Genomic DNA, 20,256 nt, shown 5'->3' with positions numbered 1-20,256 from the left:
TTGCGCCTCACCGCAGAGTTCGACCGCTAAAGCAGAGGTGCCACCACCGGCTCCTTCCGAGGCCAGGCATCCAGCACGGCCTTGAACAGCGTCGCCAGCGGAATCGCAAAAAACACCCCCCAGAACCCCCATAACCCGCCAAACAACAACACCGCGCAGATGATCGCCACCGGATGCAGGTTGACCGCTTCCGAGAACAGCAGCGGCACCAGCACATTGCCATCCAGCGTCTGAATAATTCCGTAGACCGCCATCAAATAGATGAACTGATCGCTCCAGCCCCACTGGAACAACGCAATCAGCAGCACCGGCACGGTCACCACCACGGCCCCGACATAGGGCACCACCACTGACACGCCTACCAGCAACGCCAACAGTGCCGCGTAGTTGAGCCCCAACACGACAAACGCGATGTAGGTCACGCCACCACAGATGAAAATCTCAATGACCTTGCCGCGAATGTAGTTGGCGATCTGCCGGTTCATTTCGTGGGCAACACGGGTGATCAGCGCGCGCTCACGAGGCAGATAACCGCGAACCCACTGGCCGATCATTTCCCGGTCCTTGAGAAAGAAGAACACCAGGATTGGCACCAGCACCAGGTAAATCATGATGTTGACCAACAGCGGCAGGCTGGACAGCGAGAACGTCAGCGCCCACTGGCCGAACTTGCCGATCTCACCGCGTGCCGCCTCGATGGCCTGCAACACCTGCTCGTCGGACACCAGATGCGGATAGCGCTCGGGCAGCAGCAATAACAGTGATTGCCACTTGGCGAGCATGCCGGGCAACTCGTTGAACAAGGTGATCAACTGGTGCCAGAGCAACGGCACCACGACAATAATGAACACCAGCAAAACGCCCATGAACAAGGCAAAGACCGCTCCGACGGCCACCCCGCCCGGCACCCGCAGGCGCTCAAGTGTCACCACCAATCCCTGCATCAGATACGCCAGCACCATCCCGGCGAGCACCGGCGCAAGCATGCCGCCAAGGGTGAGCACGGCGGTAAACGCCAGAAACAGCAGGACCGCCAGCACCACCGCTTCTTCATCGGAGAAATAGCGCTGAATCCAGTCGCGTAACACTTTGAACATCAATAATCCTTAGAAACGAACGCAGCAATTTTCAGGCTTTTTTCAGCCAATAGCGGTAAACACCCGCTTCATCTTCTTCGCGAAGCAGCGTATGACCGGCCAAACGGGCAAAGGTGCGGAAGTCGCGCTGCGAACCCGCATCGGTGGCGATCACCTTGAGTACTGCGCCGCTGGCCATCTTGTTGAGTTCCATCTTGGCCTTGAGCAGCGGCAACGGACAATTCAGGCCGCTGGCGTCCAGTTCGGCGTCATGGGCTACAGCGTCGGTCATTGCGTTACTCCGGGTCAGGTGGTCGAGCGGCTTAGAATATCTGGTCCGAAGCGTACTGTCCGGCTACAGTAAGGTCTTTGTCGACTAAGGCTTTGTGCATGACTTTTTTGCGCCCTACCCTGCTGACGCTCGCTTGCCTGCTCGCCTCACCGGGCTTCGCCGACGACCTGCCGTCACTCGGTGACGCCAGTTCTGCAATCGTCTCGCCACAACAGGAATATCAGCTGGGCCGCGCCTGGCTGGCGCTGCTGCGCAGTCAGGTTGACCAGCTCAATGACCCGCAACTCAAGGACTATGTCGAATCCAGCGTCTACCGGTTGGTTGAGACCAGCCAGGTCAATGACCGGCGTCTGGAGTTCATTCTGATCAACAGCCCGCAGCTCAACGCCTTTGCGGCGCCGGGCGGGATTGTCGGAGTCAACGGTGGCTTGTTCCTTAATGCACAGACCGAAGGCGAATATGCCTCGGTACTCGCTCACGAACTGGCTCACTTGTCGCAGCGCCACTTTGCCCGTGGTGTCGAAGCGCAACAACGCATGCAGGTGCCGATGATGGCCGCACTGCTGGCCGGGATCGTGATTGCCGCTGCCGGTGCCGGCGATGCCGGGATCGCGGCCATTGCGGGCACGCAGGCGGCAGCGATTCAGGAACAACGACGTTTCTCGCGCCAGAACGAGCAAGAGGCCGACCGTATCGGCATCCTCAACCTTGAAAAAGCCGGTTACGACCCACGCTCGATGCCAACCATGTTCGAGCGGTTGGCGCGCCAATACCGCTTCGACGCCAAGCCACCGGAGTTCTTGCTGACTCACCCGGTGACCGAATCGCGTATCGCCGACACCCGCAACCGCGCCGAGCAGGCCAAACCCGGCGGCATTGAAGACAGCATGCGTTATCAGCTGATCCGTGCGCGAGTCCAGCTGATTTACGAAGAAACCCCAGGCCTGGGCGCCAAACGCTTCCGCGCACAGCTGGATGAAAACCCGAAAAACGACGTTGCGCGTTATGGCCTGGCGATCGCCCAGATAAAGGGCGGCCAACTGAACGAAGCACGGGAAAATCTCAAGTTGCTGCTGGCCAAGTCGCCGAACGAGATCATCTACAACCTGGCGCAGATCGATCTGGACATCACCAACAATCGCCTGCCGGACGCCCAAACCCGGGTGGACCGGATGCTCACTCAGTATCCGGGCAACTATCCACTGAATCAGGTGCGCGTCGATTTGCTGCTCAAGCAAAACCGGGCGCCCGAAGCGGAAAAAGCGCTGGAGAACCTGCTCAAAAGCCGTCCCGATGATCCGGATGTCTGGTACATGGTGGCGGAAACCCGTGGCCTTTCAGGCAACATCATCGGCTTGCATCAGGCGCGCGCCGAGTACTTTGCGCTGGTTGGCGACTACCGCCAGGCCATTCAGCAACTGGACTTCGCCAAGCGCAAGGCCGGGACCAACTTCCCGCTGTCATCGCGTATCGACGCCCGTCAACGGGAGCTGATGGAGCAGGAGCGCATGATCAAGGACATGATGGGCTGAGGCTTTTCATCAGGCATAAAAAAACCGCCTCTTTCGAGGCGGTTTTTTATTCAGCCGACAACCGGTTTATTCAGCCAGTTTGAAGGTGATGAAGCTGGCGCGATTCTGACGCAGAACCCGCATCGATACCGAGCGGTTCTTCGGCAGCGCCTTGGCGATATCGGTGAACTCCTTGGCGGAACCAATCGCCTGATTGTTCAGGTGAGTGATGACGTCGCCTGGCTGCAAGCCGATCAGGGATGCAGGACCGTCCTGAACTTCCTTGATCACCACGCCACCTTTGAGGTCGTAGGTTTTCTTCTGTTCGTCGGTCAGCTCGACCACGGAAACACCCAGACGATTGCTGCTGCGCTCGGTGGTCGATTTTGGCAGGGCATCCAGCTCTTTGCCCTCTTCAGGGATGGCGCCGACCGTCAGCTCGACATTCTGGCGCTTACCTTCACGAATCACTTCGAGGTTTGCCTTGGCACCAGCCTTCAGCGCGCCGACCAGATGCGGCAGATCGGCAGACATGACGATCGGTTGACCGTTCATGCTCAGGATCACGTCACCCACTTGCAGGCCACCCTTGGCCGCCGGACCGTCATCCTGGATCTGCGCCACCAGTGCACCGGCCGGTTTATCAAGACCGAACGACTCGGCCAGATCCTTGCTCACTTCCTGAATCACGACGCCCAACCATCCACGGCTGACCTTGCCGCCGCTTTTCAGCTGGTTGGAAACGTCCATGGCCACATCGATCGGGATTGCGAACGACACGCCCATGAAACCACCGGAACGGGTGTAGATCTGAGAGTTGATCCCCACCACTTCGCCCGCCAGGTTGAACAGCGGACCACCAGAGTTACCCGGGTTGATCGGCACGTCAGTCTGGATGAACGGCACATAGTTTTCGTTCGGCAGGCTGCGACCGATGGCACTGACGATGCCTTGGGTCACAGTGTGGTCGAAACCGAATGGCGAGCCGATGGCCACGACCCACTGGCCAGCCTTCAGGTCCTGGGATTTACCCAGTTTCAGGACCGGCAGATCCTTGCCTTCGATTTTCAGCAGCGCCACGTCGGAGCGTGGATCGGTGCCGACCAGTTTGGCTTTCAGCTCACTACGGTCAGCGAGACGGACGAGAATTTCGTCGGCATCGGCGATCACGTGGTTGTTGGTCAGGATGTAGCCGTCAGACGAGATGATGAAACCCGACCCCAACGACTGGGCTTCGCGCTGACGATCACCGCGCGGCGTACGCGGTTGTGGCGGCATGCCGCGCTCGAAGAACTCGCGCAACATCGGCGGCAAGCCTTCAAGGTCTGGCATCTGCTGGCTCGACACTTTGCGGTCCGGCAGTTTCTGCGTGGTACTGATGTTTACCACCGCGGGCGAGGCCTGCTCGACCAGCTGCGTGAAGTCAGGCAACTCGGCCGCTTGTACAGCGACCGCCTGACCGAGCACCAGCACGGTGGCAAATATGGAGAGGTAAGACTTCAAGCGTGGTATCGACATACGGCTCCCGTTACGACGAGCATGGTTAAGCGATATGGAGCAAGGAACACCGGGAACGATACGCCGGTATTTTTGTTCCGGGAACAACAAACAAGGCCAGAGCCGAGGGGCTCTGACCTATAAAAAAATTCGGGGATATTTGCAAATTGAAATGCTCACCAAACATTTCGGTTTCAGCTCACTACTGGGTTGCAGTGGCATCGGAGCGCATGGACAGCGCAATCCGTTCAGCGGTACCTACCGGGATTTCACCGACGACGGTGACCATCATCTCGCCCTGAGGGGTGGTCAAGCGCCGGGATACAGCGACGGTTGGGCCCAACTGAGTGCGGGTATCGGTGACGGGGGCACCATTGAGCGGCTCAAGGAACACCGAAAAACGTGCGAGACCATCGTCATACATCAGGCTGCTGACCTGGGTTTTGGTCTCGGGATCCTTGCGTGAAGTGCTGCTGGTCAGCTCAAAGCCGGCAGGCAACCAGTCCGAATGCCACGTCTGCGCAGACTTGACGGCTGAAGCCTTGTCGCTGTCGAGGGTGATGGCTTTGCAATCCGGGCCTGCCTGCAAATCGTCGTCGGAGGGCAAATCGGAGGTATCCAGCTGCGTGAACTGGAACCGCTCCAGCAACTGCCCTTTCTCATTCAAAAGCAATGATTTGAGCGGCAGGCCGGTTTCTTTATCCAGATGCAATTCAAAACCGTAGCGATGTTGATCGCGAGGCGTCAGGGTAACGATGACTGCCGCACGTCCGGCCACACGCGACTTGCCGATGACGGCAAGGTCGTACCAATTCTTGAGCTTCTGTGGATCGAGTGTACGAGCAGCGGAGTTGGGGGAATCCCCAAGCCCTGCAATCAGAAGGCCGCTGACGCATTGAGTATGCCCATCAATGCGCACAACTTCCTGAGCCTGGCCGTCGAGCTGGAGTAAACGCTCATGGACCTTGCCATCCTGGACGCGGTGCCAGATGTTGTGGGTAGAAAAACTACCGTTTCGCTCGTAGACAAAAGTACCGTGAAAGCTTTGCTGCTGCTCGGCCTGGCCAAGACGGGTCAACCAGTCTTGTGCCTCATCGGCATGGGCTGGAACAATGAACCAGCCACTAAGCAGAAGCGAAAGTAGAGGTATGGCGCGCATGATCCTCCTTAACGGTTTTCCAGGCTCGCTGCACGAGCGTAAGGCAGAGCGCTCTCAGTACCTTTCAGTGCAGCCTGTTGAGCATGTTGGCGCAAGTAGCCTGGCAAACGCTGATCGTGCCAGCCCGGCTGAGCTTGCAATACGCCGTTGGCCATAGGACCAGTGGCTTCCGAGCTCTCATTATAGCCTGCCAAAACAGCTGGACCCTTGACCTGAGGAACGGCCAGACCCGGTTGAGTGGAGTGCTGAGCCAACTCGACACCCGCGATCTCGTCCTGGTTGTACAGACGAACACCTGCCAACACGGCGACGGTAACCGAAGCGGCTACAGCGAGGCGACCCAGGCTGCGCCATGGACCACGGGAGACTTTCGCCGGTACGGCTTCATCAGCCAGCGCAGCAGAAACGGCCGCTGCAATGTCCAGACGTGGAAGCAGCAGATCCTTGTGCATCACTGCCCGAGCGATTTGATAACGAGCCCATGTATCACGGGTTTCAACATCGTCAAAGGCATTCAATACCCGACGCAATTCCAGTTCGTCCGCTTCGTTATCCATCACTGCGGACAGCGATTCCTGCAGGGCTTCACGACTCATGGCGTTCCTCTCTTGGCTGTCGCCGCTGTCTCAGTTTTCCTGCAACAACGGCTGCAGGGCTTTATCGATGGCCTCCCGAGCGCGGAAAATCCGGGAGCGCACGGTACCCACCGGACACTGCATGACTGCCGCAATGTCCTCGTAACTCAGACCATCGAATTCACGTAAAGTTAAAGCCGTACGCAAATCTTCCGGCAGTTGCTGAATGGTTCGATGGACGGTGCCTTCGATCTCATCCCGCAGCAATGCACGCTCAGGCGACTCGAGATCCTTGAGGCCATGATCGCCATCGTAGAACTCTGCATCTTCGGAACTGACATCGCTATCCGGCGGCCGACGGCCGCGTGAAACCAGATAGTTTTTCGCCGTGTTGATGGCGATGCGGTAAAGCCACGTGTAAAACGCGCTGTCCCCGCGAAAATTTCCAAGCGCACGGTACGCCTTGATAAAGGCTTCTTGTGCCACATCCTGGGCTTCATGGGTGTCGTGCACGAAACGCACGATCAACCCGAGAATTTTGTGCTGGTATTTCAGCACTAGCAGATCGAAAGCTCGCTTGTCGCCGCGCTGAACGCGTTCGACCAGCTGCTGATCCTCTTCCTGGGTTAGCATGAACTCTCCTCGATAAGCTCGGAGGAAGCTTGCATAACTAAACGACCAGACTTGCAAACATAGACTCGGGCTTTTCGCAAAAGTTCTCCCCCTCCAAGCAAGTTTCCTGCGGGCTCTGATTTGGCACGCACGAAAAGCGCAGCTCGGCATAACCCGGCTGCGCGAATAATCTTGTCATCGGATTCGCCGGCAAGGATCAAACCGCAATCCTGCATTGAAGCCGACACTGTCCCTTGATTCAGGCAACGGTCTATTGATCTTGGGCCTTTGGCAAAAGTTCCAAATATTTATAGCTGTGCAAGACCGACATTGTGCAACCGTGAATGGAAAAAGACTGTTAAATCGACGATACAGTCTTCTTGTCGCCGAACCGGTCGGAAAATCATCCGACGAAGCGTCAAGTCTTTTCCGTCACAGTAGTTTCACAATGCCATGTGACCTCGGCTATTGTGCCGCTCCCCCCCTCTATATACTAGTGCGCTGTGTGGCCGCCTTGACTCGCCGTTCCGGGAGTCATGCGCCAACCCCGACCCGGGTCGCTTTGAGCGGAATCCTGAAATGAGCCAACAGTTTCAACACGATGTTCTGGTGATTGGCAGCGGTGCTGCCGGTTTGAGCCTTGCGCTGACCTTGCCCGATCATTTGCGCATTGCCGTACTGAGCAAAGGCGACCTCGCCAATGGCTCGACCTTCTGGGCCCAGGGCGGTGTCGCTGCCGTGCTGGATGACACCGATACCGTTGAATCCCACGTCGATGACACCTTGAATGCCGGCGGTGGCCTGTGCCACGAAGACGCCGTGCGCTTCACCGTCGAGCACAGTAAAGAGGCCATTCAATGGCTGATCGATCAAGGCGTGCCGTTCACCCGCGATGAACAATCCGGCACCGAAGATGGCGGTTTCGAGTTTCACCTGACCCGCGAAGGCGGTCACAGCCATCGGCGCATCATTCACGCAGCCGATGCCACCGGCGCAGCGATTTTCAGAACCCTGCTCGACAAAGCCAGACAACGGCCCAACATCGAGTTGCTGGAACAGCGGGTCGCCGTCGATCTGATCACCGAGAAGCGCCTGGGCCTTGAAGGCGACCGCTGCCTCGGCGCCTACGTGCTCAACCGCGGCACCGGGGAAGTCGACACCTACGGCGCACGCTTCGTGATCCTCGCGTCCGGCGGTGCCGCCAAGGTCTACCTCTATACCAGCAACCCCGACGGCGCCTGCGGTGATGGCATTGCCATGGCCTGGCGTTCGGGCTGCCGGGTGGCGAACCTGGAGTTCAACCAGTTTCACCCGACGTGCCTGTATCACCCGCAAGCCAAGAGCTTCCTGATCACCGAAGCCCTGCGCGGCGAAGGTGCGCACCTGAAGCTGCCCAATGGCGAACGCTTCATGCAGCGTTTCGACCCGCGCGCCGAACTGGCGCCACGGGACATCGTCGCTCGGGCCATCGACCATGAGATGAAACGCCTGGGTGTCGATTGCGTTTATCTGGACATCAGTCACAAGCCGGAAGCGTTCATCAAGACGCACTTCCCGACGGTGTACGAGCGCTGCCTGGAGTTTTCCATCGACATCACCAAGCAACCGATTCCGGTGGTTCCCGCGGCGCACTACACCTGCGGCGGCGTGATGGTCGATCAGCAGGGCCGCACCGACGTGCCGGGGCTGTATGCAATTGGCGAAACCAGTTTCACCGGCCTGCACGGCGCCAACCGCATGGCCAGCAACTCGCTGCTGGAATGCTTCGTTTACGCACGCTCGGCAGCGGAAGACATTCTTGAGCAACTGCCGCAGGTTTCGATTCCGGTCGCCCTGCCCGTCTGGGATGCCAGCCAGGTCACCGACTCGGATGAAGACGTGATCATTGCGCACAACTGGGATGAACTGCGGCGATTCATGTGGGACTACGTCGGCATTGTGCGCACCAACAAGCGCCTGCAACGTGCGCAGCACCGCGTGCGGCTGTTGCTGGACGAAATCGACGAGTTCTACAGTAACTACAAGGTCAGCCGGGACTTGATCGAGCTGCGTAACCTGGCCCAAGTGGCGGAACTGATGATTCAGTCAGCCATGGAACGCAAGGAAAGTCGCGGCCTGCATTACACCCTCGACTACCCGAACCTGCTGCCGGAGGCGCTGGACACTATTCTGGTGCCGCCCACCTACGCCGACTGAACGTGAGCCGAACCCGCAGGCGTCGGTGCACATCCGCCGCCTGCGAATCCCTGGGCACACAGATCGCCCGGACCCGACGCTCGCCCTGCAGGCGAAAACGCAGGACTACGACCAGCGGCAGCGCGAGGCTGTCCGGCCGTAGCTGAACCGCCTGCCAACCCGCCACCTGATTCCACAACTGCCAGCCATCCGCATCGCGACGCAAGCCGCGAAACGCCTGTGGGTGTATCAGCAAAATCTGGCGTGGCAATGCCCAAACGCCATGAGCCAGGCAGCAAACAGCGCCGAGCAAGCTGGCCCAGACCGGTATGGCAAGCAGAAACAACGCACCCAGCGCGAACAGTTGGGCCAACAGATACGCCGCCAGCAACTGCCGTGAGGCATGCCAGCGGCATTCGAACGCATTACTTGGGCTGGACACGATCCAGGATCATGCGAACCATGCGCTGCAGCTCCGGATCTTCCGACTCGGCGCGCTCCATGAACCAGCCGAACATGTCCTGATCTTCGCATTCGAGCAGCTTGCGGTAGCAATCGCGGTCGACATCATTGAGGTGCGGGTAGACCTCTTTCACGAACGGCACCAGCAACACGTCAAGTTCAAGCATGCCGCGGCGGCTGTGCCAGTAGAGGCGATTCAGTTCAACATCTTCGACCATGGAGCGCTCCTCAAATAGGCGGCAAGTATACAGCCCCGGACACCATCGAACAGTCGGCTTTGGTCGGGCACTGTCGACCTTTTGTGAACTACCCATTTCATGGGCGCCCCCTTATGATGTCCCCCAGACTCTTTTACCCTGCGATCTCCCATGGCCGATTCTGCTTTTTTCTGCACCCTGTCTCATGAAGGCGTTCTCGCGGTCCGCGGCGCGGATGCCAGCAAATTTCTGCAAGGCCAACTGACCTGCAACCTCAATTACCTGAGCGACACCCAGGCCAGCCTCGGCGCGCGCTGCACACAGAAAGGCCGGATGCAATCGAGCTTCCGCATTCTGCTGCAAGGTGATGGCGTGCTCATGGCCATGGCCACCGAGCTGCTGGAGCCGCAACTGGCGGACTTGAAGAAGTACGCGGTGTTCTCCAAATCGAAATTGACCGATGAAAGCGCTGCCTGGGTCCGCTTCGGCGTTGACCATGGCGATGCCGCCCTGATCGGCCTGGGTCTCGAACTGCCGGCGGACACCGACAGCGTGGCGCGCAATGACGGGCTGATCGCCATCCGCGTTTCACCGGACCGCGCCGAACTCTGGGTTGCCGCCGATCAGGCCGACGTCATCAAGGGCCGGTTATCTGCTTTGCTGACCGAGGGCGATCTCAATCAATGGCTGCTGGGCCAGGTCCGCGCGGGGATCGGCCAGGTGATGCCGGGCACACGCGAATTGTTCATTCCGCAGATGCTCAATCTGCAGGCCGTCGGCGGCGTGAGCTTCAAGAAAGGTTGCTACACCGGCCAGGAAATCGTTGCGCGGATGCAGTACCTGGGCAAACTCAAGCGCCGCTTGTATCGTCTGAAGCTGGACGCCAGTGCATTGCCTGAACCCGGCACGCCCTTGTTTTCCCCGACACACGGCAGTTCCATCGGCGAAGTGGTGATTGCCGCGCACGCCGGACAAAACATTGAACTCCTGGCCGTCTTGCAAGCCGAAGCGGCGGAAGGTGGCGAAGTCCATCTGGGCGCGATCGAAGGGCCGGCCCTGCATCTGCTTGACTTGCCTTATGAACTGGATCGCGATCGCGAGATCCAGCGTTAACAGCAGTACTTGTTGCAACACCCTAGAGAAAAGAAATGAGCGATTTGGCGGATAAGGTCCAACAGGATTTGGTTGAGGCCATCGATAACGATGACCTGGTTCTGCCAACGTTGCCGGAAGTGGCCCTGCAGATTCGCAAGGCCGCTGAAGACCCGGAAATAAGTGTCAGCACCCTGAGTAAAGTGATTGGCCGTGATACGGCGCTGTCGGCGCGCCTGATCAAAGTGGTCAATAGCCCGCTGCTGCGCGCGACCCAGGAAGTCACTGACTTGCACACGGCAATCACGCGCCTGGGCGTCAATTACAGCAGCAACCTGGCCATCGGTCTGGTCATGGAGCAGATTTTCCATGCGCGCTCTGACGTGGTGGAGAAAAAGATGCGCGATGTCTGGCGCAAAAGCCTGGAAATCGCCGGGGTCAGCTACGCGCTGTGCCGCAGTTACACGCAGCTCAAGCCCGATCAGGCGGCGCTGGGCGGACTGGTGCATCAAATTGGTGTACTGCCGATCCTGACCTACGCCGAAGACCACTACGAGCTGCTGTCGGACCCGGTCAGCCTGAACCATGTGATCGACCACATTCACCCGCTGCTCGGCGACAAACTGCTCAGGGTCTGGGAGTTTCCGGAAATGCTGGTACAGGTGCCGGGGCTGTATCTGGACTTCAAGCGCGAGTCCGAGCGCGTCGACTATGTGGATCTGGTGCAAGTGGCCAGTTTGTATTGCCACAAGGACACCGACCACCCCATCGCCCGTATCGACCCGCTCGGCGTGCCGGCCTTCAAGAAGCTGGGAATCGACCCGGAGAATGAGTCGATGTGCAGGGATCTGGAAGAATCGCGGTCGATGTTTTACTAGCGGAAACCGCATCGTACCCATCGCGAGCAGGCTCGCTCCCACACTGGATCGATGCAGCACCATAGATCCTTGTGGGAGCGAGCCTGCTCGCGATGGGGTCAGCCCTAACAGCGCAAAACTACCCCGCGATAAAACTCACCCGCACCTTCAACCCCGCCTGCTCGCCATCGTGCAGGCTGATCTGTGCCAGATGCGCGCGGCAGATCTCGCCGACAATCGCCAACCCCAACCCCGACCCGGCCACCTGCTGGTTGCGCCGATAGAAGCGCTCGAACACCCGATCACGCTCTTCCAGCGGAATCCCCGGCCCATCATCCTCGACCTCCAGCACCGCCGGCGCCGAAACCCGCAGGATCACATTGCCGCCGGGCGGCGTATGGGCCAGCGCGTTGTCCACCAGATTGCTCAACAGCTCGTTCAGCAGCGTCGGCTCACCGCGCAGCCACACCGGTTCGTCGGCTTCCAGCGCCAGCGCCACGCCGCGGGCATGGGCCAGCGGCGCCATCGCCATGCCCAGTTCCCGGGCCAGCTGACTCAGATCGAGTAATTGTGCACCGCCCTCGGCAATCGCCCGGGCACCGTTTTCGACACGCGCCAGCGACAGCAATTGGTTGGCCAGATGGGTCAAACGATCCGTGCCTTGCGCTGCCGTTTCCAGCGTGTTGCGCCAGGTTTCGGGTTCGCCCGAACGCAAGCCGAGTTCAAGTCGCGCCTTGAGCGCCGCCAGTGGCGTGCGCAGTTCATGCGCAGCATCGGCAATGAACTGCGCCTGACGTTCGAACTGCCCGCGCAGACGCTCGGTAAAGTGATTGAGCGCACGCACCAACGGCCACAATTCTCGCTGCACCTCGACCAGCGGCAGCGGCCGCAAGTCATCGGACTGGCGCTCTTCCACCGCCGTGCGCAAGCGTTCCAATGGACGCAACGCCGCACTCACCGCAAACCACACCATCAGCAACGCGCCGACCGCCAGCATGCCCAGCCGCAACAACGTGTCTGCCGCCAGGCTACGGGCCATGCTGACGCGTGCCTCGTCGGTTTCCGCCACGCGAATTTCCGCCATGCCGTTCATGTTCGGCTCGCTCACGGGCTTGAGCAGGCTGACCACCCGCACGTTCTGCCCCCGATACGTCGCGTTGTAGAAACGGGCAAGCGCCGGATAGTCATCGGTGCGCGGCGTTCCCGGTGGTGGAGCGGGAAGGTTTTCGTAGCCGGAAATCAGGTTCTGGTGAATGTCGTTGACCAGGTAAAAAATTCGCCCGGCACTGTCGTAGGCAAACGTATCCAGCGCTACGTAAGGCACATCGGCACTGAGGGTTCCGTCACGCTGGGACACCCCGGCGGCGATGGTTCGCGCCGAAGCCAGCAAGGTCCGGTCATACGCGGTGTCGGCGGCTTCGCGACCATTCCAGTACGCGCTCAATCCACTGGCCAGCATCAACACCACCAGCAACAGCGCGAGGTTCCACAGCAACCGCCAGCGCAGGCTGCTGGGCTTATGCATCGCGGCTTTCCAGCAAATAGCCGAGGCCGCGGAACGTCACGATGGCGACCGGTTGGCCGTCGAGTTTCTTGCGCAAGCGGTGGACGTAGATTTCGATGGCGTCGGGGCTGGCTTCTTCGTCGAGACCGAACACCTGGGCGGCCAGTTGTTCCTTGCTCATCACCCGACCGGGACGCGCAATCAGCGCTTCGAGCACCGCTTGTTCGCGGGATGTCAGGGTCAGCAATTCATCGCCGAGGGTGAAGCGTCGGGTGTCCAGATCGTAAGCCAGCACACCGCAGGTCTGCTGCCGTTCGCCGCCGAGCACACTGCGACGCAGCAAGGCTTTGACCCGGGCTTCGAGCTCGGTCAGTTCGAACGGTTTGGCCAGGTAATCGTCAGCGCCGAGGTTCAAGCCATGCACGCGATCCTTGACGTCGCTGCGGGCGGTCAGCATCAGCACCGGCAGGTTCTTGCCCCGGGCCCGCAAGCGCGCCAGCACCTCGAAGCCATCCATGCGCGGCAGGCCGACATCGAGGATCGCCATGGCGTATTCCTCGCTGCTCAGCGCCAGGTCGGCGGCCACGCCGTCGTGCAGCACATCCACGGTCAGCCCGGTGCTCTTGAGCGCCTGGGCGACACTGTCGGCGAGTTGCAGATGGTCTTCGACGAGCAGAACACGCATGGATCTTTACCTCATTCAGGGATGTTCGACGCCATTCTTTGGCGCGGAGTTTACAGCCGCATCCGCCGCTGTGAAGCCCGAAAACCGTGAAAGTCCGCTGAAAGGTTAGTGAAAGGTTCGACCGTTAGAGTCGGCCCACGGATGGTTTCGACTGAAAGCCATCGATCGTGCTTTGAAATGTAGCTCCCGAAAAACGCCTCGATGCGTTTTCGCCAATAAGAACAATAACGAGGTACTTCGCCATGCTGTCCACACAGCTCCAGGTTTGCCCGCCTCATCTCTTTTTTCAATTCCCGTCGTTTACGTTTGTCAGCGCCATCAACGGCTGCGCGACGCGAAACTGCCGCACCTGAAACATCCCCAAAAACAACAACTCCCGTGGAGACAACAATGAATCGATCACTGCGCCGTTTCGCCCTCGCCGCCAGCTGCATGCTGTTTGCCGGCCAACTGATGGCCGAGCCCAAGCGCCCGGAATGCATCGCCCCGGCCTCGCCCGGCGGCGGTTTCGACCTGACCTGCAAACTGGCGCAAAGCGCGCTGATGAACGAGAAACTGCTGAGCAAACCGATGCGCGTGACCTACATGCCCGGCGGTGTCGGCGCAGTGGCGTACAACGCGGTGGTCGCTCAGCGTCCGGCCGACGCCGGCACGCTCGTGGCGTGGTCCAGCGGCTCGTTGCTGAACCTGGCCCAGGGCAAGTTCGGTCGTTTCGATGAAACCAACGTTCGCTGGCTGGCAGCGGTCGGCACCAGCTACGGCGCCATCGCGGTTAAAAGCGATTCGCCTTACAAGACCCTCGACGATCTCGTTCAGGCGCTGAAGAAAGATCCAAGCAAAGTGGTGATCGGTTCCGGCGGCACCGTCGGCAGCCAGGACTGGATGCAAACCGCGTTGATCGCCAAGGCCGCCGGGATCAACCCGCGCGATCTGCGTTACGTCGCCCTCGAAGGTGGCGGCGAAATCGCCACCGCTCTGCTAGGCGGCCACATCCAGGTCGGCAGCACCGACATCTCCGACTCCATGCCGCACATCCAGAGCGGCGACATGCGCCTGCTGGCGGTGTTCTCCGATAAGCGCCTGGACGAGCCGGAAATGAAAGACATTCCGACCGCCAAAGAGCAAGGCTACGACATCGTCTGGCCAGTGGTTCGCGGTTTCTACCTCGGGCCAAAAGTCAGCGATGAAGACTACGCCTGGTGGAAAGACTCCTTCGACAAACTGCTGGCTTCCGATGATTTCGCCAAGCTACGCGATCAGCGTGAACTCTTTCCGTTCGCCATGACCGGCCCGGAACTGGACACCTACGTGAAGAAACAGGTCGCGGACTACAAAGTGCTGGCCAAAGAGTTCGGCCTGATTCAGTGATCGCCTCTGTCTAGCGGCTGCGGCCCCGTTCTGCGGGGTCGCGGCACAGGAGTTCCCCATGCTCGTACAACGCATTTTCGCATCGGTGCTGCTGCTGGCCTGCGCCAGCCTGGTGCTGATGGCCTGGCCCTACCAGGCGCCTTTTTCCTACGAACCGATCGGCCCTCGCGCCTTCCCCTTGCTGATGCTGGGGCTGATGGGAATGGGCCTGATCTACATGGTGTTTCGCCCGTCCCCGATTAAACACTCCGAAGAAGACCCGCCGCTGGACCGTGAAACCCTCCACAAGATCGGCCGCTGCGTGGTGCTGCTGCTGGTGTTCGCCGGCCTGTTCGAACCGTTGGGTTTCATCCTCAGCAGCATTTTGATCGGCATTCCGATGGCGCGCCTGTACGGCGGACGCTGGTTGCCAAGCGCAGTGATCATCAGCCTGATGAGCATCGGTCTGTACCTGCTGTTCGACAAAGTGATGGACGTGCCGCTGCCTCTGGGCCTGCTCGACGTTCTGGAGAACTGAAATGGATACGCTTGGTTATTTGAGTCACGGCTTCGGCGTCGCACTGACCCCTTACAACCTGGTCACCGCACTCAGCGGCACGCTGATCGGCACCGTCGTCGGCCTGCTGCCCGGCCTCGGTCCGATCAACGGCGTCGCGTTGCTGATCCCGATTGCATTCGCCCTCGGGCTGCCACCGGAATCGGCACTGATCCTGCTGGCTGCTGTTTACCTGGGTTGCGAGTACGGCGGCCGGATCAGTTCGATCCTGCTGAACATTCCGGGCGAAGCGTCCACCGTCATGACCACCCTCGACGGCTACCCGATGGCCCGTCAAGGCATGGCCGGTGTCGCGCTGTCGCTGTCGGCGTGGAGTTCGTTCATCGGCGCCTTTATTGCCACGTGCGGGATGGTGGTGTTCGCGCCGATCCTGGCGAAATGGGCGATTGCCTTCGGTCCGGCGGAATATTTCGTCCTGATGGTGTTCGCGATTGTCTGCCTCGGCGGCATGGCCGGTGATCGACCGCTGAAGACCTTTATCGCGGCGCTGATCGGCCTGTTCCTGTCGACCGTCGGCATCGACGCCAACAGTGGTGTCTACCGCTTCACCGGCGACAACATCCACCTCACCGACGGCATTCAGTTCGTGGTGTTGGTGCTGGGCCTGTTCTCCATCAGCGAAATCCTGTTGCTGCTGGAAAAAACCCATCGTGGCCAGGAAGCGTTCAAAGCCACCGGCCGCATGATGTTCAACTTCAAGGAAGCTGCGTCGGTGTTCTGGGTGAACATGCGGTGCGGTGTGCTGGGTTTCATCATGGGCGTTTTGCCTGGCGCCGGTGCAACACTTGCCAGCGCCGTGGCCTACATGACCGAGAAACGTATCGCTGGCCCAAGCGGCAAATTCGGACAGGGCGACAAGCGCGGCCTGGCCGCTCCGGAAACCGCCATCGGTGCTGAAGCCTGCGGCGCGCTGGTGCCGATGCTGACCCTGGGCGTTCCCGGTTCGGGCACGACGGCGGTGATGATCGGTGCGTTGTCGCTGTACAACATCACGCCGGGCCCACTGTTGTTCCAACAGCAACCGGACATCGTCTGGGGCCTGATCGCGTCGTTGTTCATTGCCAACATCATGCTGGTGATCCTCAACATTCCGATGATCCGCATCTTCACCCGCATCCTCGCCGTACCGAACTGGGCGCTGGTACCAATGATCGCGATCATTACCGCCATCGGCGTGTTCGCGGTGCATGCCACCACCTTCGACCTGTTCCTGATGATCGGCATCGGCATCTTCGGCTACATTCTGCGCAAGCTGGATTTCCCGTTGTCGCCGGTTTTGCTGGGCTTCATTCTCGGAGGTTTGATGGAACAGAATCTGCGCCGCGCACTGTCGATCTCCAACGGTTCGCTGGAGATTCTCTGGTCGAGCGGGATCACGCTGGGTGTCTGGGCGCTGATCGTGGTGATGTTGCTGGTGCCGATCCTGCGGATCTGGCGCAAACGTTCGGTCGCTCGTCGCGCGGTCGCCGATGTCTGATCGAACACCCTTCAAGGCCTGGTGGGGTACGCCGCTGGTCGGCGCGCTGGGCGGTTACCTGGCCAGCCAGATCGGCTGGCCACTGCCGTGGATGGTCGGCTCGTTGCTGGCGATCATCCTCGTGCGTTGCCTGACGCCCTGGCAATTGGCCGAAATCCCTGGCGGCCGCAAGGTCGGCCAGTGGGTCGTCGGCATCGGCATCGGCCTGCACTTCACCCCGGTGGTGATGGAGCAGGTGTTGAGCCACTTTGGCCTGATCTTCTTCGGTGCGTTGATCACCAGCCTGTCCGCCGTGGTCGGGGTCTGGTTGATGCGCCGCACCGGTGAGGATCGCGCCACCGCATTCTTTTCCAGCATGCCCGGCGGCTCCGGGGAGATGGTCAACCTCGGCGCACGCAATGGCGCGGTGCTCAGTCGCGTAGCGGCCGGGCAAAGCCTGCGGGTGCTGGTGGTGGTGCTTTGCGTACCGGCGGCGTTCAAGTATTTGCTGGGCGACGGTGCACCGGTTTTTCATCCGACGGCCGTCAACTGGTGGTGGCTGGCCCTTCTATTTCCGGCGGGCGCCTTGGCAGCGTGGATTTGGGAACGTTTGCGTCAACCCAACCCGTGGCTGTTCGGGCCGTTGCTGGTGAGTGCGGCGGTGAGCATTGGTTGGGATCTGCACATTGGTTTGCCCAACGGCGGTAGCCAGATTGGCCAATGGCTGATCGGCAGTGGATTGGGCTGCCACTTCAATCGACAGTTTTTCCGGCGTGCGCCTTCGTTTATGGGGCGGACGTTGATTGGTACGGTGTTGACCATGTTGATCGCCACGGCGGCAGCCTTGGGATTGAGTGCGCTGACACATCTGGATTTGCGTTCGCTGACCCTGGGCATGATGCCCGGCGGGATTGCGGAGATGAGCCTGACGGCGGAGACCCTGCAATTGTCGGTGCCGCTGGTGACGGCGATGCAGGTGATGCGGTTGTTGTTTGTGTTGTTTCTGGCGGAGCCGTTGTTCAAGTATTGGAATCGGAATCCGGATTCGGTCTGATAGACCGAGTCGCTCCCTTCGCGGGCAAGCCTCGCTCCTACAGGGTTTGTGTCGTTTGTGAATTATATGCTCGACACAAATCCTGTAGGAGCGAGGCTTGCCCGCGAAGCTTTTTAGACTGGCGGCAACCGCCAATCAATCGGCGTCTCGCCATTCTGCTCAAGAAACTTGTTGGTCCGGCTGAAGTGCCCGCACCCGAGAAACCCGCGATAAGCGGACAGCGGTGACGGGTGCACCGACGTCAGCACCAGATGCTTGGTCGCGTCGATCAGCTTCTGTTTGCTCTGGGCATGGGCGCCCCACAGCATGAACACCAGATGCGGTTGCTGTTGGCTGACCACTTCAATGATCCGGTCGGTAAAAAACTGCCAGCCCTTGTCCTTGTGCGCATTGGCGTTGGCGCGCTCGACGGTCATGGTGGTATTGAGCATCAACACGCCCTGATCGGCCCAGCTCTGCAGATAACCGTGATTGGGAATGTCGATGTTCAGGTCGCGTTTCAACTCCTTATAGATGTTCACCAGCGACGGCGGCGCCGGCACGCCCGGTTGCACCGAGAAGCACAATCCATGGGCCTGGCCTGGCCCGTGATACGGATCCTGACCGAGAATGACGACCTTGACCTTGTCCAGCGGCGTCGAGTTGAGCGCGTTGAAAATCATCGGGCCCGGCGGATAAATCTCCTTGCCGGCCGCACGCTCCTGTTGCAGGAAATCGCGCAACTCTGCCATGTAGGGCTGGTCGAATTCGGCACGCAGTGCCTCCTTCCAGCTCGGTTCGAGTTTGATACGGTCGTCAGCAGTCATGGTTACATCCGGCAAAAACAATGGGGCGAACCCTAGGAAAGCCCATCACGCTTGTCAATTGATCTGACGCAGATCCGGCACTTTCCTGCATTGCGATCATACTGAACGCTCAAATTCCCGATCGAGGTCACGATGAATCTGCACTTCGAAGAACTCACCGGCACCGATGGCGCCCGCATCGGCGTTGCCAGCCTGGATGCCGAAAAATCCCTGAACGCCCTGTCCTTGCCAATGATCAACGCCCTGCGCGATCAACTGGACGCTTGGGCCAAGGATCCGCAAATCGTCTGCGTGCTATTGCGCGGTCATGGCGCCAAGGCCTTTTGCGCCGGTGGCGAAGTGCGCAGCCTGGTGGAAGCCTGTCGCGCGCACCCCGGCGTAGTGCCCCCGCTGGCCGCAACTTTCTTCGCAGCGGAATACCGGCTGGACTTCAGCCTGCACACCTACCCGAAACCGCTGATCTGCTGGGGTCACGGTTATGTACTCGGCGGCGGCATGGGCCTGCTGCAGGGCGCGAACATCCGCATTGTCACCCCGAGCAGCCGTTTGGCGATGCCGGAAATCAGCATTGGTTTGTATCCGGATGTCGGTGCCAGTTGGTTTCTGTCGCGCCTGCCCGGCAAGCTCGGCTTGTTCCTCGGCCTGACTGGCGCGCACATGAACGGGCGCGATGCGATCGATCTGGGCCTGGCCGACCGCTTCCTGCTCGATGAACAGCAAGAAGAGCTGATCGAAGGCTTGCTGCAATTGAACTGGCAGGAACAGACGCCGATGCAGCTCAACAGCCTGCTCAAGGCCTTGCAGCAAGAAGCGCTGGCGCAAATGCCCGAAGCGCAATGGCTGCCGCGTCGCCAGCAGATCGATGAACTGCTGGACGTCAGTGATATACGCTGCGCCTGGAAAGCCATCAGCCAACAGCGTGATAGCACGGACTTGGTACTTAGCCGCGCGGCGCGGACCCTGAGTGAAGGTTCGCCGCTGACCGCTCATCTGGTCTGGCAACAGATATCCCGCGCCCGGCATATGTCGCTGGCTCAGGTTTTCCAGATGGAATACACCTTGAGCCTCAACTGCTGCCGGCATCCGGAGTTCAGCGAAGGCGTGCGTGCGCGGTTGATCGACAAAGACCAGAAACCGCATTGGCATTGGCCTGATATCAATCACGTGCCGGATGCGGTGGTGGAGGCGCATTTTCGCAAGGTCTGGGAAGGTCGGCATCCGCTGGCGGATTTGTAAGGTCACAAAACGAAATGTGGGAGCGGGCTTGCTCGCGAAGGCGGTGTATCAGGCAGAATTATGTTGCCTGATACACCGCCTTCGCG

Annotated in this window: 20 protein-coding genes; 9 read left to right on the top strand and 11 right to left on the bottom strand. The window is 59.9% G+C overall.

Annotation, left to right across the window (positions count from 1 at the left end; translation table 11 throughout):
* Positions 1-26 precede the first annotated feature (26 nt).
* Together KGB24_RS15280 and KGB24_RS15275 are read right to left on the bottom strand one after the other, a co-directional pair.
* A complete protein-coding gene (locus tag KGB24_RS15280; RefSeq protein ID WP_008034923.1) occupies positions 27-1,097 on the bottom strand; it encodes an AI-2E family transporter in 1,071 nt (356 codons plus the stop codon).
* A gap of 31 nt (positions 1,098-1,128) precedes the next feature.
* Positions 1,129-1,368, bottom strand: coding sequence for a sulfurtransferase TusA family protein (locus tag KGB24_RS15275; protein WP_008034921.1), 240 nt, complete (start codon positions 1,366-1,368; stop codon positions 1,129-1,131).
* A 98-nt stretch (positions 1,369-1,466) separates the two neighbouring features.
* Between KGB24_RS15275 and KGB24_RS15270 the strand changes: the two genes are divergently transcribed.
* Positions 1,467-2,900 carry a M48 family metalloprotease gene (locus tag KGB24_RS15270; protein WP_008034920.1) on the top strand — a complete coding sequence of 478 codons (1,434 nt, stop codon included), beginning with the start codon at positions 1,467-1,469 and terminating at the stop codon, positions 2,898-2,900.
* 66 nt (positions 2,901-2,966) lie between these two features.
* Here the strand turns inward: KGB24_RS15270 and KGB24_RS15265 are convergent, their stop codons facing one another.
* The 4 genes from KGB24_RS15265 to rpoE form a co-directional block, all read right to left on the bottom strand.
* Positions 2,967-4,397 carry a DegQ family serine endoprotease gene (locus KGB24_RS15265; RefSeq protein WP_223415210.1) on the bottom strand — a complete coding sequence of 477 codons (1,431 nt, stop codon included), beginning with the start codon at positions 4,395-4,397 and terminating at the stop codon, positions 2,967-2,969.
* A 181-nt stretch (positions 4,398-4,578) separates the two neighbouring features.
* Positions 4,579-5,535 (bottom strand): MucB/RseB C-terminal domain-containing protein, encoded by a 957-nt coding sequence (locus KGB24_RS15260; RefSeq protein ID WP_223415211.1) that lies wholly within the window; start codon positions 5,533-5,535, stop codon positions 4,579-4,581.
* A gap of 8 nt (positions 5,536-5,543) precedes the next feature.
* Positions 5,544-6,131, bottom strand: a complete 588-nt coding sequence (locus KGB24_RS15255; protein ID WP_223415212.1) for a sigma-E factor negative regulatory protein — start codon at positions 6,129-6,131, stop codon at positions 5,544-5,546.
* 30 nt (positions 6,132-6,161) lie between these two features.
* Positions 6,162-6,743 carry an RNA polymerase sigma factor RpoE gene (gene rpoE, locus KGB24_RS15250; RefSeq protein WP_007944079.1) on the bottom strand — a complete coding sequence of 194 codons (582 nt, stop codon included), beginning with the start codon at positions 6,741-6,743 and terminating at the stop codon, positions 6,162-6,164.
* 558 nt (positions 6,744-7,301) lie between these two features.
* Between rpoE and nadB the strand changes: the two genes are divergently transcribed.
* Positions 7,302-8,918 (top strand): L-aspartate oxidase, encoded by a 1,617-nt coding sequence (gene nadB, locus KGB24_RS15245; protein WP_008034915.1) that lies wholly within the window; start codon positions 7,302-7,304, stop codon positions 8,916-8,918.
* Here nadB and KGB24_RS15240 read toward each other — a convergent pair.
* Together KGB24_RS15240 and KGB24_RS15235 are read right to left on the bottom strand one after the other, a co-directional pair.
* Positions 8,887-9,339, bottom strand: a complete 453-nt coding sequence (locus KGB24_RS15240) for a protein YgfX (protein ID WP_223415213.1) — start codon at positions 9,337-9,339, stop codon at positions 8,887-8,889. The genes nadB and KGB24_RS15240 overlap by 32 nt on opposite strands.
* The gene (locus KGB24_RS15235) at positions 9,323-9,577 is read right to left on the bottom strand and encodes a succinate dehydrogenase assembly factor 2 (RefSeq protein WP_007944081.1); all 255 of its coding nucleotides are present in this window, start codon (positions 9,575-9,577) and stop codon (positions 9,323-9,325) included. Before KGB24_RS15235 ends, KGB24_RS15240 begins: the two co-directional genes overlap by 17 nt.
* A gap of 150 nt (positions 9,578-9,727) precedes the next feature.
* Between KGB24_RS15235 and KGB24_RS15230 the strand changes: the two genes are divergently transcribed.
* Together KGB24_RS15230 and KGB24_RS15225 are read left to right on the top strand one after the other, a co-directional pair.
* Positions 9,728-10,669 (top strand): YgfZ/GcvT domain-containing protein, encoded by a 942-nt coding sequence (locus tag KGB24_RS15230; protein WP_223415214.1) that lies wholly within the window; start codon positions 9,728-9,730, stop codon positions 10,667-10,669.
* 35 nt (positions 10,670-10,704) lie between these two features.
* The gene (locus KGB24_RS15225) at positions 10,705-11,526 is read left to right on the top strand and encodes an HDOD domain-containing protein (protein ID WP_008034910.1); all 822 of its coding nucleotides are present in this window, start codon (positions 10,705-10,707) and stop codon (positions 11,524-11,526) included.
* Positions 11,527-11,644: 118 nt separating this feature from the next.
* On the opposite strand, the gene KGB24_RS15220 is transcribed toward KGB24_RS15225, so the two are convergent.
* Positions 11,645-13,030 (bottom strand): sensor histidine kinase, encoded by a 1,386-nt coding sequence (locus KGB24_RS15220; RefSeq protein WP_008034909.1) that lies wholly within the window; start codon positions 13,028-13,030, stop codon positions 11,645-11,647.
* Entirely contained in the window at positions 13,023-13,694 is a 672-nt protein-coding gene (locus KGB24_RS15215) for a response regulator (RefSeq protein WP_008034908.1), read from the bottom strand. The genes KGB24_RS15220 and KGB24_RS15215 overlap by 8 nt, the downstream gene beginning before the upstream one ends.
* Positions 13,695-14,084: 390 nt before the next feature.
* Here KGB24_RS15215 and KGB24_RS15210 point away from each other — a divergent pair, with 390 nt between their 5' ends.
* From KGB24_RS15210 to KGB24_RS15195, 4 genes are read left to right on the top strand one after another with little or no spacing between them, the layout of a single operon-like run.
* The gene (locus KGB24_RS15210; RefSeq protein ID WP_008036010.1) at positions 14,085-15,062 is read left to right on the top strand and encodes a Bug family tripartite tricarboxylate transporter substrate binding protein; all 978 of its coding nucleotides are present in this window, start codon (positions 14,085-14,087) and stop codon (positions 15,060-15,062) included.
* 58 nt (positions 15,063-15,120) lie between these two features.
* The gene (locus KGB24_RS15205; protein ID WP_008034905.1) at positions 15,121-15,579 is read left to right on the top strand and encodes a tripartite tricarboxylate transporter TctB family protein; all 459 of its coding nucleotides are present in this window, start codon (positions 15,121-15,123) and stop codon (positions 15,577-15,579) included.
* A gap of 1 nt (position 15,580) precedes the next feature.
* Complete coding sequence (locus KGB24_RS15200) at positions 15,581-17,095, top strand: tripartite tricarboxylate transporter permease (RefSeq protein WP_008034898.1); 1,515 nt, start codon at positions 15,581-15,583, stop codon at positions 17,093-17,095.
* Positions 17,088-18,128, top strand: a complete 1,041-nt coding sequence (locus KGB24_RS15195; protein WP_223415215.1) for an AbrB family transcriptional regulator — start codon at positions 17,088-17,090, stop codon at positions 18,126-18,128. The genes KGB24_RS15200 and KGB24_RS15195 overlap by 8 nt, the downstream gene beginning before the upstream one ends.
* A 113-nt stretch (positions 18,129-18,241) precedes the next feature.
* Here KGB24_RS15195 and ung read toward each other — a convergent pair whose 3' ends face one another.
* Positions 18,242-18,934, bottom strand: coding sequence for a uracil-DNA glycosylase (gene ung / locus KGB24_RS15190; RefSeq protein WP_008025785.1), 693 nt, complete (start codon positions 18,932-18,934; stop codon positions 18,242-18,244).
* A gap of 132 nt (positions 18,935-19,066) precedes the next feature.
* Between ung and KGB24_RS15185 the strand changes: the two genes are divergently transcribed.
* Positions 19,067-20,170, top strand: a complete 1,104-nt coding sequence (locus tag KGB24_RS15185) for an enoyl-CoA hydratase/isomerase family protein (protein ID WP_223415216.1) — start codon at positions 19,067-19,069, stop codon at positions 20,168-20,170.
* Positions 20,171-20,256 lie beyond the last annotated feature (86 nt).

Origin of the sequence: Pseudomonas sp. BF-RE-25 (assembly GCF_019956105.1) — a bacterium.
GTDB classification, from domain to species: domain Bacteria; phylum Pseudomonadota; class Gammaproteobacteria; order Pseudomonadales; family Pseudomonadaceae; genus Aquipseudomonas; species Aquipseudomonas migulae.
Note: the sequence above shows the minus strand (reverse complement) of the source record. Positions and strands in the feature narration are given on the sequence as shown.

Excerpts from the sequence above, each read along its gene's own strand:
- KGB24_RS15195 (WP_223415215.1), top strand. The coding sequence starts at position 17,088 with ATGTCTGATCGAACACCCTTCAAGGCCTGGTGGGGTACGCCGCTGGTC.
- KGB24_RS15255 (WP_223415212.1), bottom strand. The coding sequence starts at position 6,131 with ATGAGTCGTGAAGCCCTGCAGGAATCGCTGTCCGCAGTGATGGATAAC.
- KGB24_RS15185 (WP_223415216.1), top strand. The coding sequence starts at position 19,067 with ATGAATCTGCACTTCGAAGAACTCACCGGCACCGATGGCGCCCGCATC.
- KGB24_RS15265 (WP_223415210.1), bottom strand. The coding sequence starts at position 4,397 with ATGTCGATACCACGCTTGAAGTCTTACCTCTCCATATTTGCCACCGTG.
- KGB24_RS15275 (WP_008034921.1), bottom strand. The coding sequence starts at position 1,368 with ATGACCGACGCTGTAGCCCATGACGCCGAACTGGACGCCAGCGGCCTG.
- KGB24_RS15280 (WP_008034923.1), bottom strand. The coding sequence starts at position 1,097 with ATGTTCAAAGTGTTACGCGACTGGATTCAGCGCTATTTCTCCGATGAA.
- KGB24_RS15230 (WP_223415214.1), top strand. The coding sequence starts at position 9,728 with ATGGCCGATTCTGCTTTTTTCTGCACCCTGTCTCATGAAGGCGTTCTC.
- ung (WP_008025785.1), bottom strand. The coding sequence starts at position 18,934 with ATGACTGCTGACGACCGTATCAAACTCGAACCGAGCTGGAAGGAGGCA.
- KGB24_RS15220 (WP_008034909.1), bottom strand. The coding sequence starts at position 13,030 with ATGCATAAGCCCAGCAGCCTGCGCTGGCGGTTGCTGTGGAACCTCGCG.
- KGB24_RS15260 (WP_223415211.1), bottom strand. The coding sequence starts at position 5,535 with ATGCGCGCCATACCTCTACTTTCGCTTCTGCTTAGTGGCTGGTTCATT.
- KGB24_RS15235 (WP_007944081.1), bottom strand. The coding sequence starts at position 9,577 with ATGGTCGAAGATGTTGAACTGAATCGCCTCTACTGGCACAGCCGCCGC.
- nadB (WP_008034915.1), top strand. The coding sequence starts at position 7,302 with ATGAGCCAACAGTTTCAACACGATGTTCTGGTGATTGGCAGCGGTGCT.
- KGB24_RS15215 (WP_008034908.1), bottom strand. The coding sequence starts at position 13,694 with ATGCGTGTTCTGCTCGTCGAAGACCATCTGCAACTCGCCGACAGTGTC.
- KGB24_RS15200 (WP_008034898.1), top strand. The coding sequence starts at position 15,581 with ATGGATACGCTTGGTTATTTGAGTCACGGCTTCGGCGTCGCACTGACC.
- KGB24_RS15270 (WP_008034920.1), top strand. The coding sequence starts at position 1,467 with ATGACTTTTTTGCGCCCTACCCTGCTGACGCTCGCTTGCCTGCTCGCC.
- KGB24_RS15205 (WP_008034905.1), top strand. The coding sequence starts at position 15,121 with ATGCTCGTACAACGCATTTTCGCATCGGTGCTGCTGCTGGCCTGCGCC.
- KGB24_RS15225 (WP_008034910.1), top strand. The coding sequence starts at position 10,705 with ATGAGCGATTTGGCGGATAAGGTCCAACAGGATTTGGTTGAGGCCATC.
- KGB24_RS15210 (WP_008036010.1), top strand. The coding sequence starts at position 14,085 with ATGAATCGATCACTGCGCCGTTTCGCCCTCGCCGCCAGCTGCATGCTG.
- rpoE (WP_007944079.1), bottom strand. The coding sequence starts at position 6,743 with ATGCTAACCCAGGAAGAGGATCAGCAGCTGGTCGAACGCGTTCAGCGC.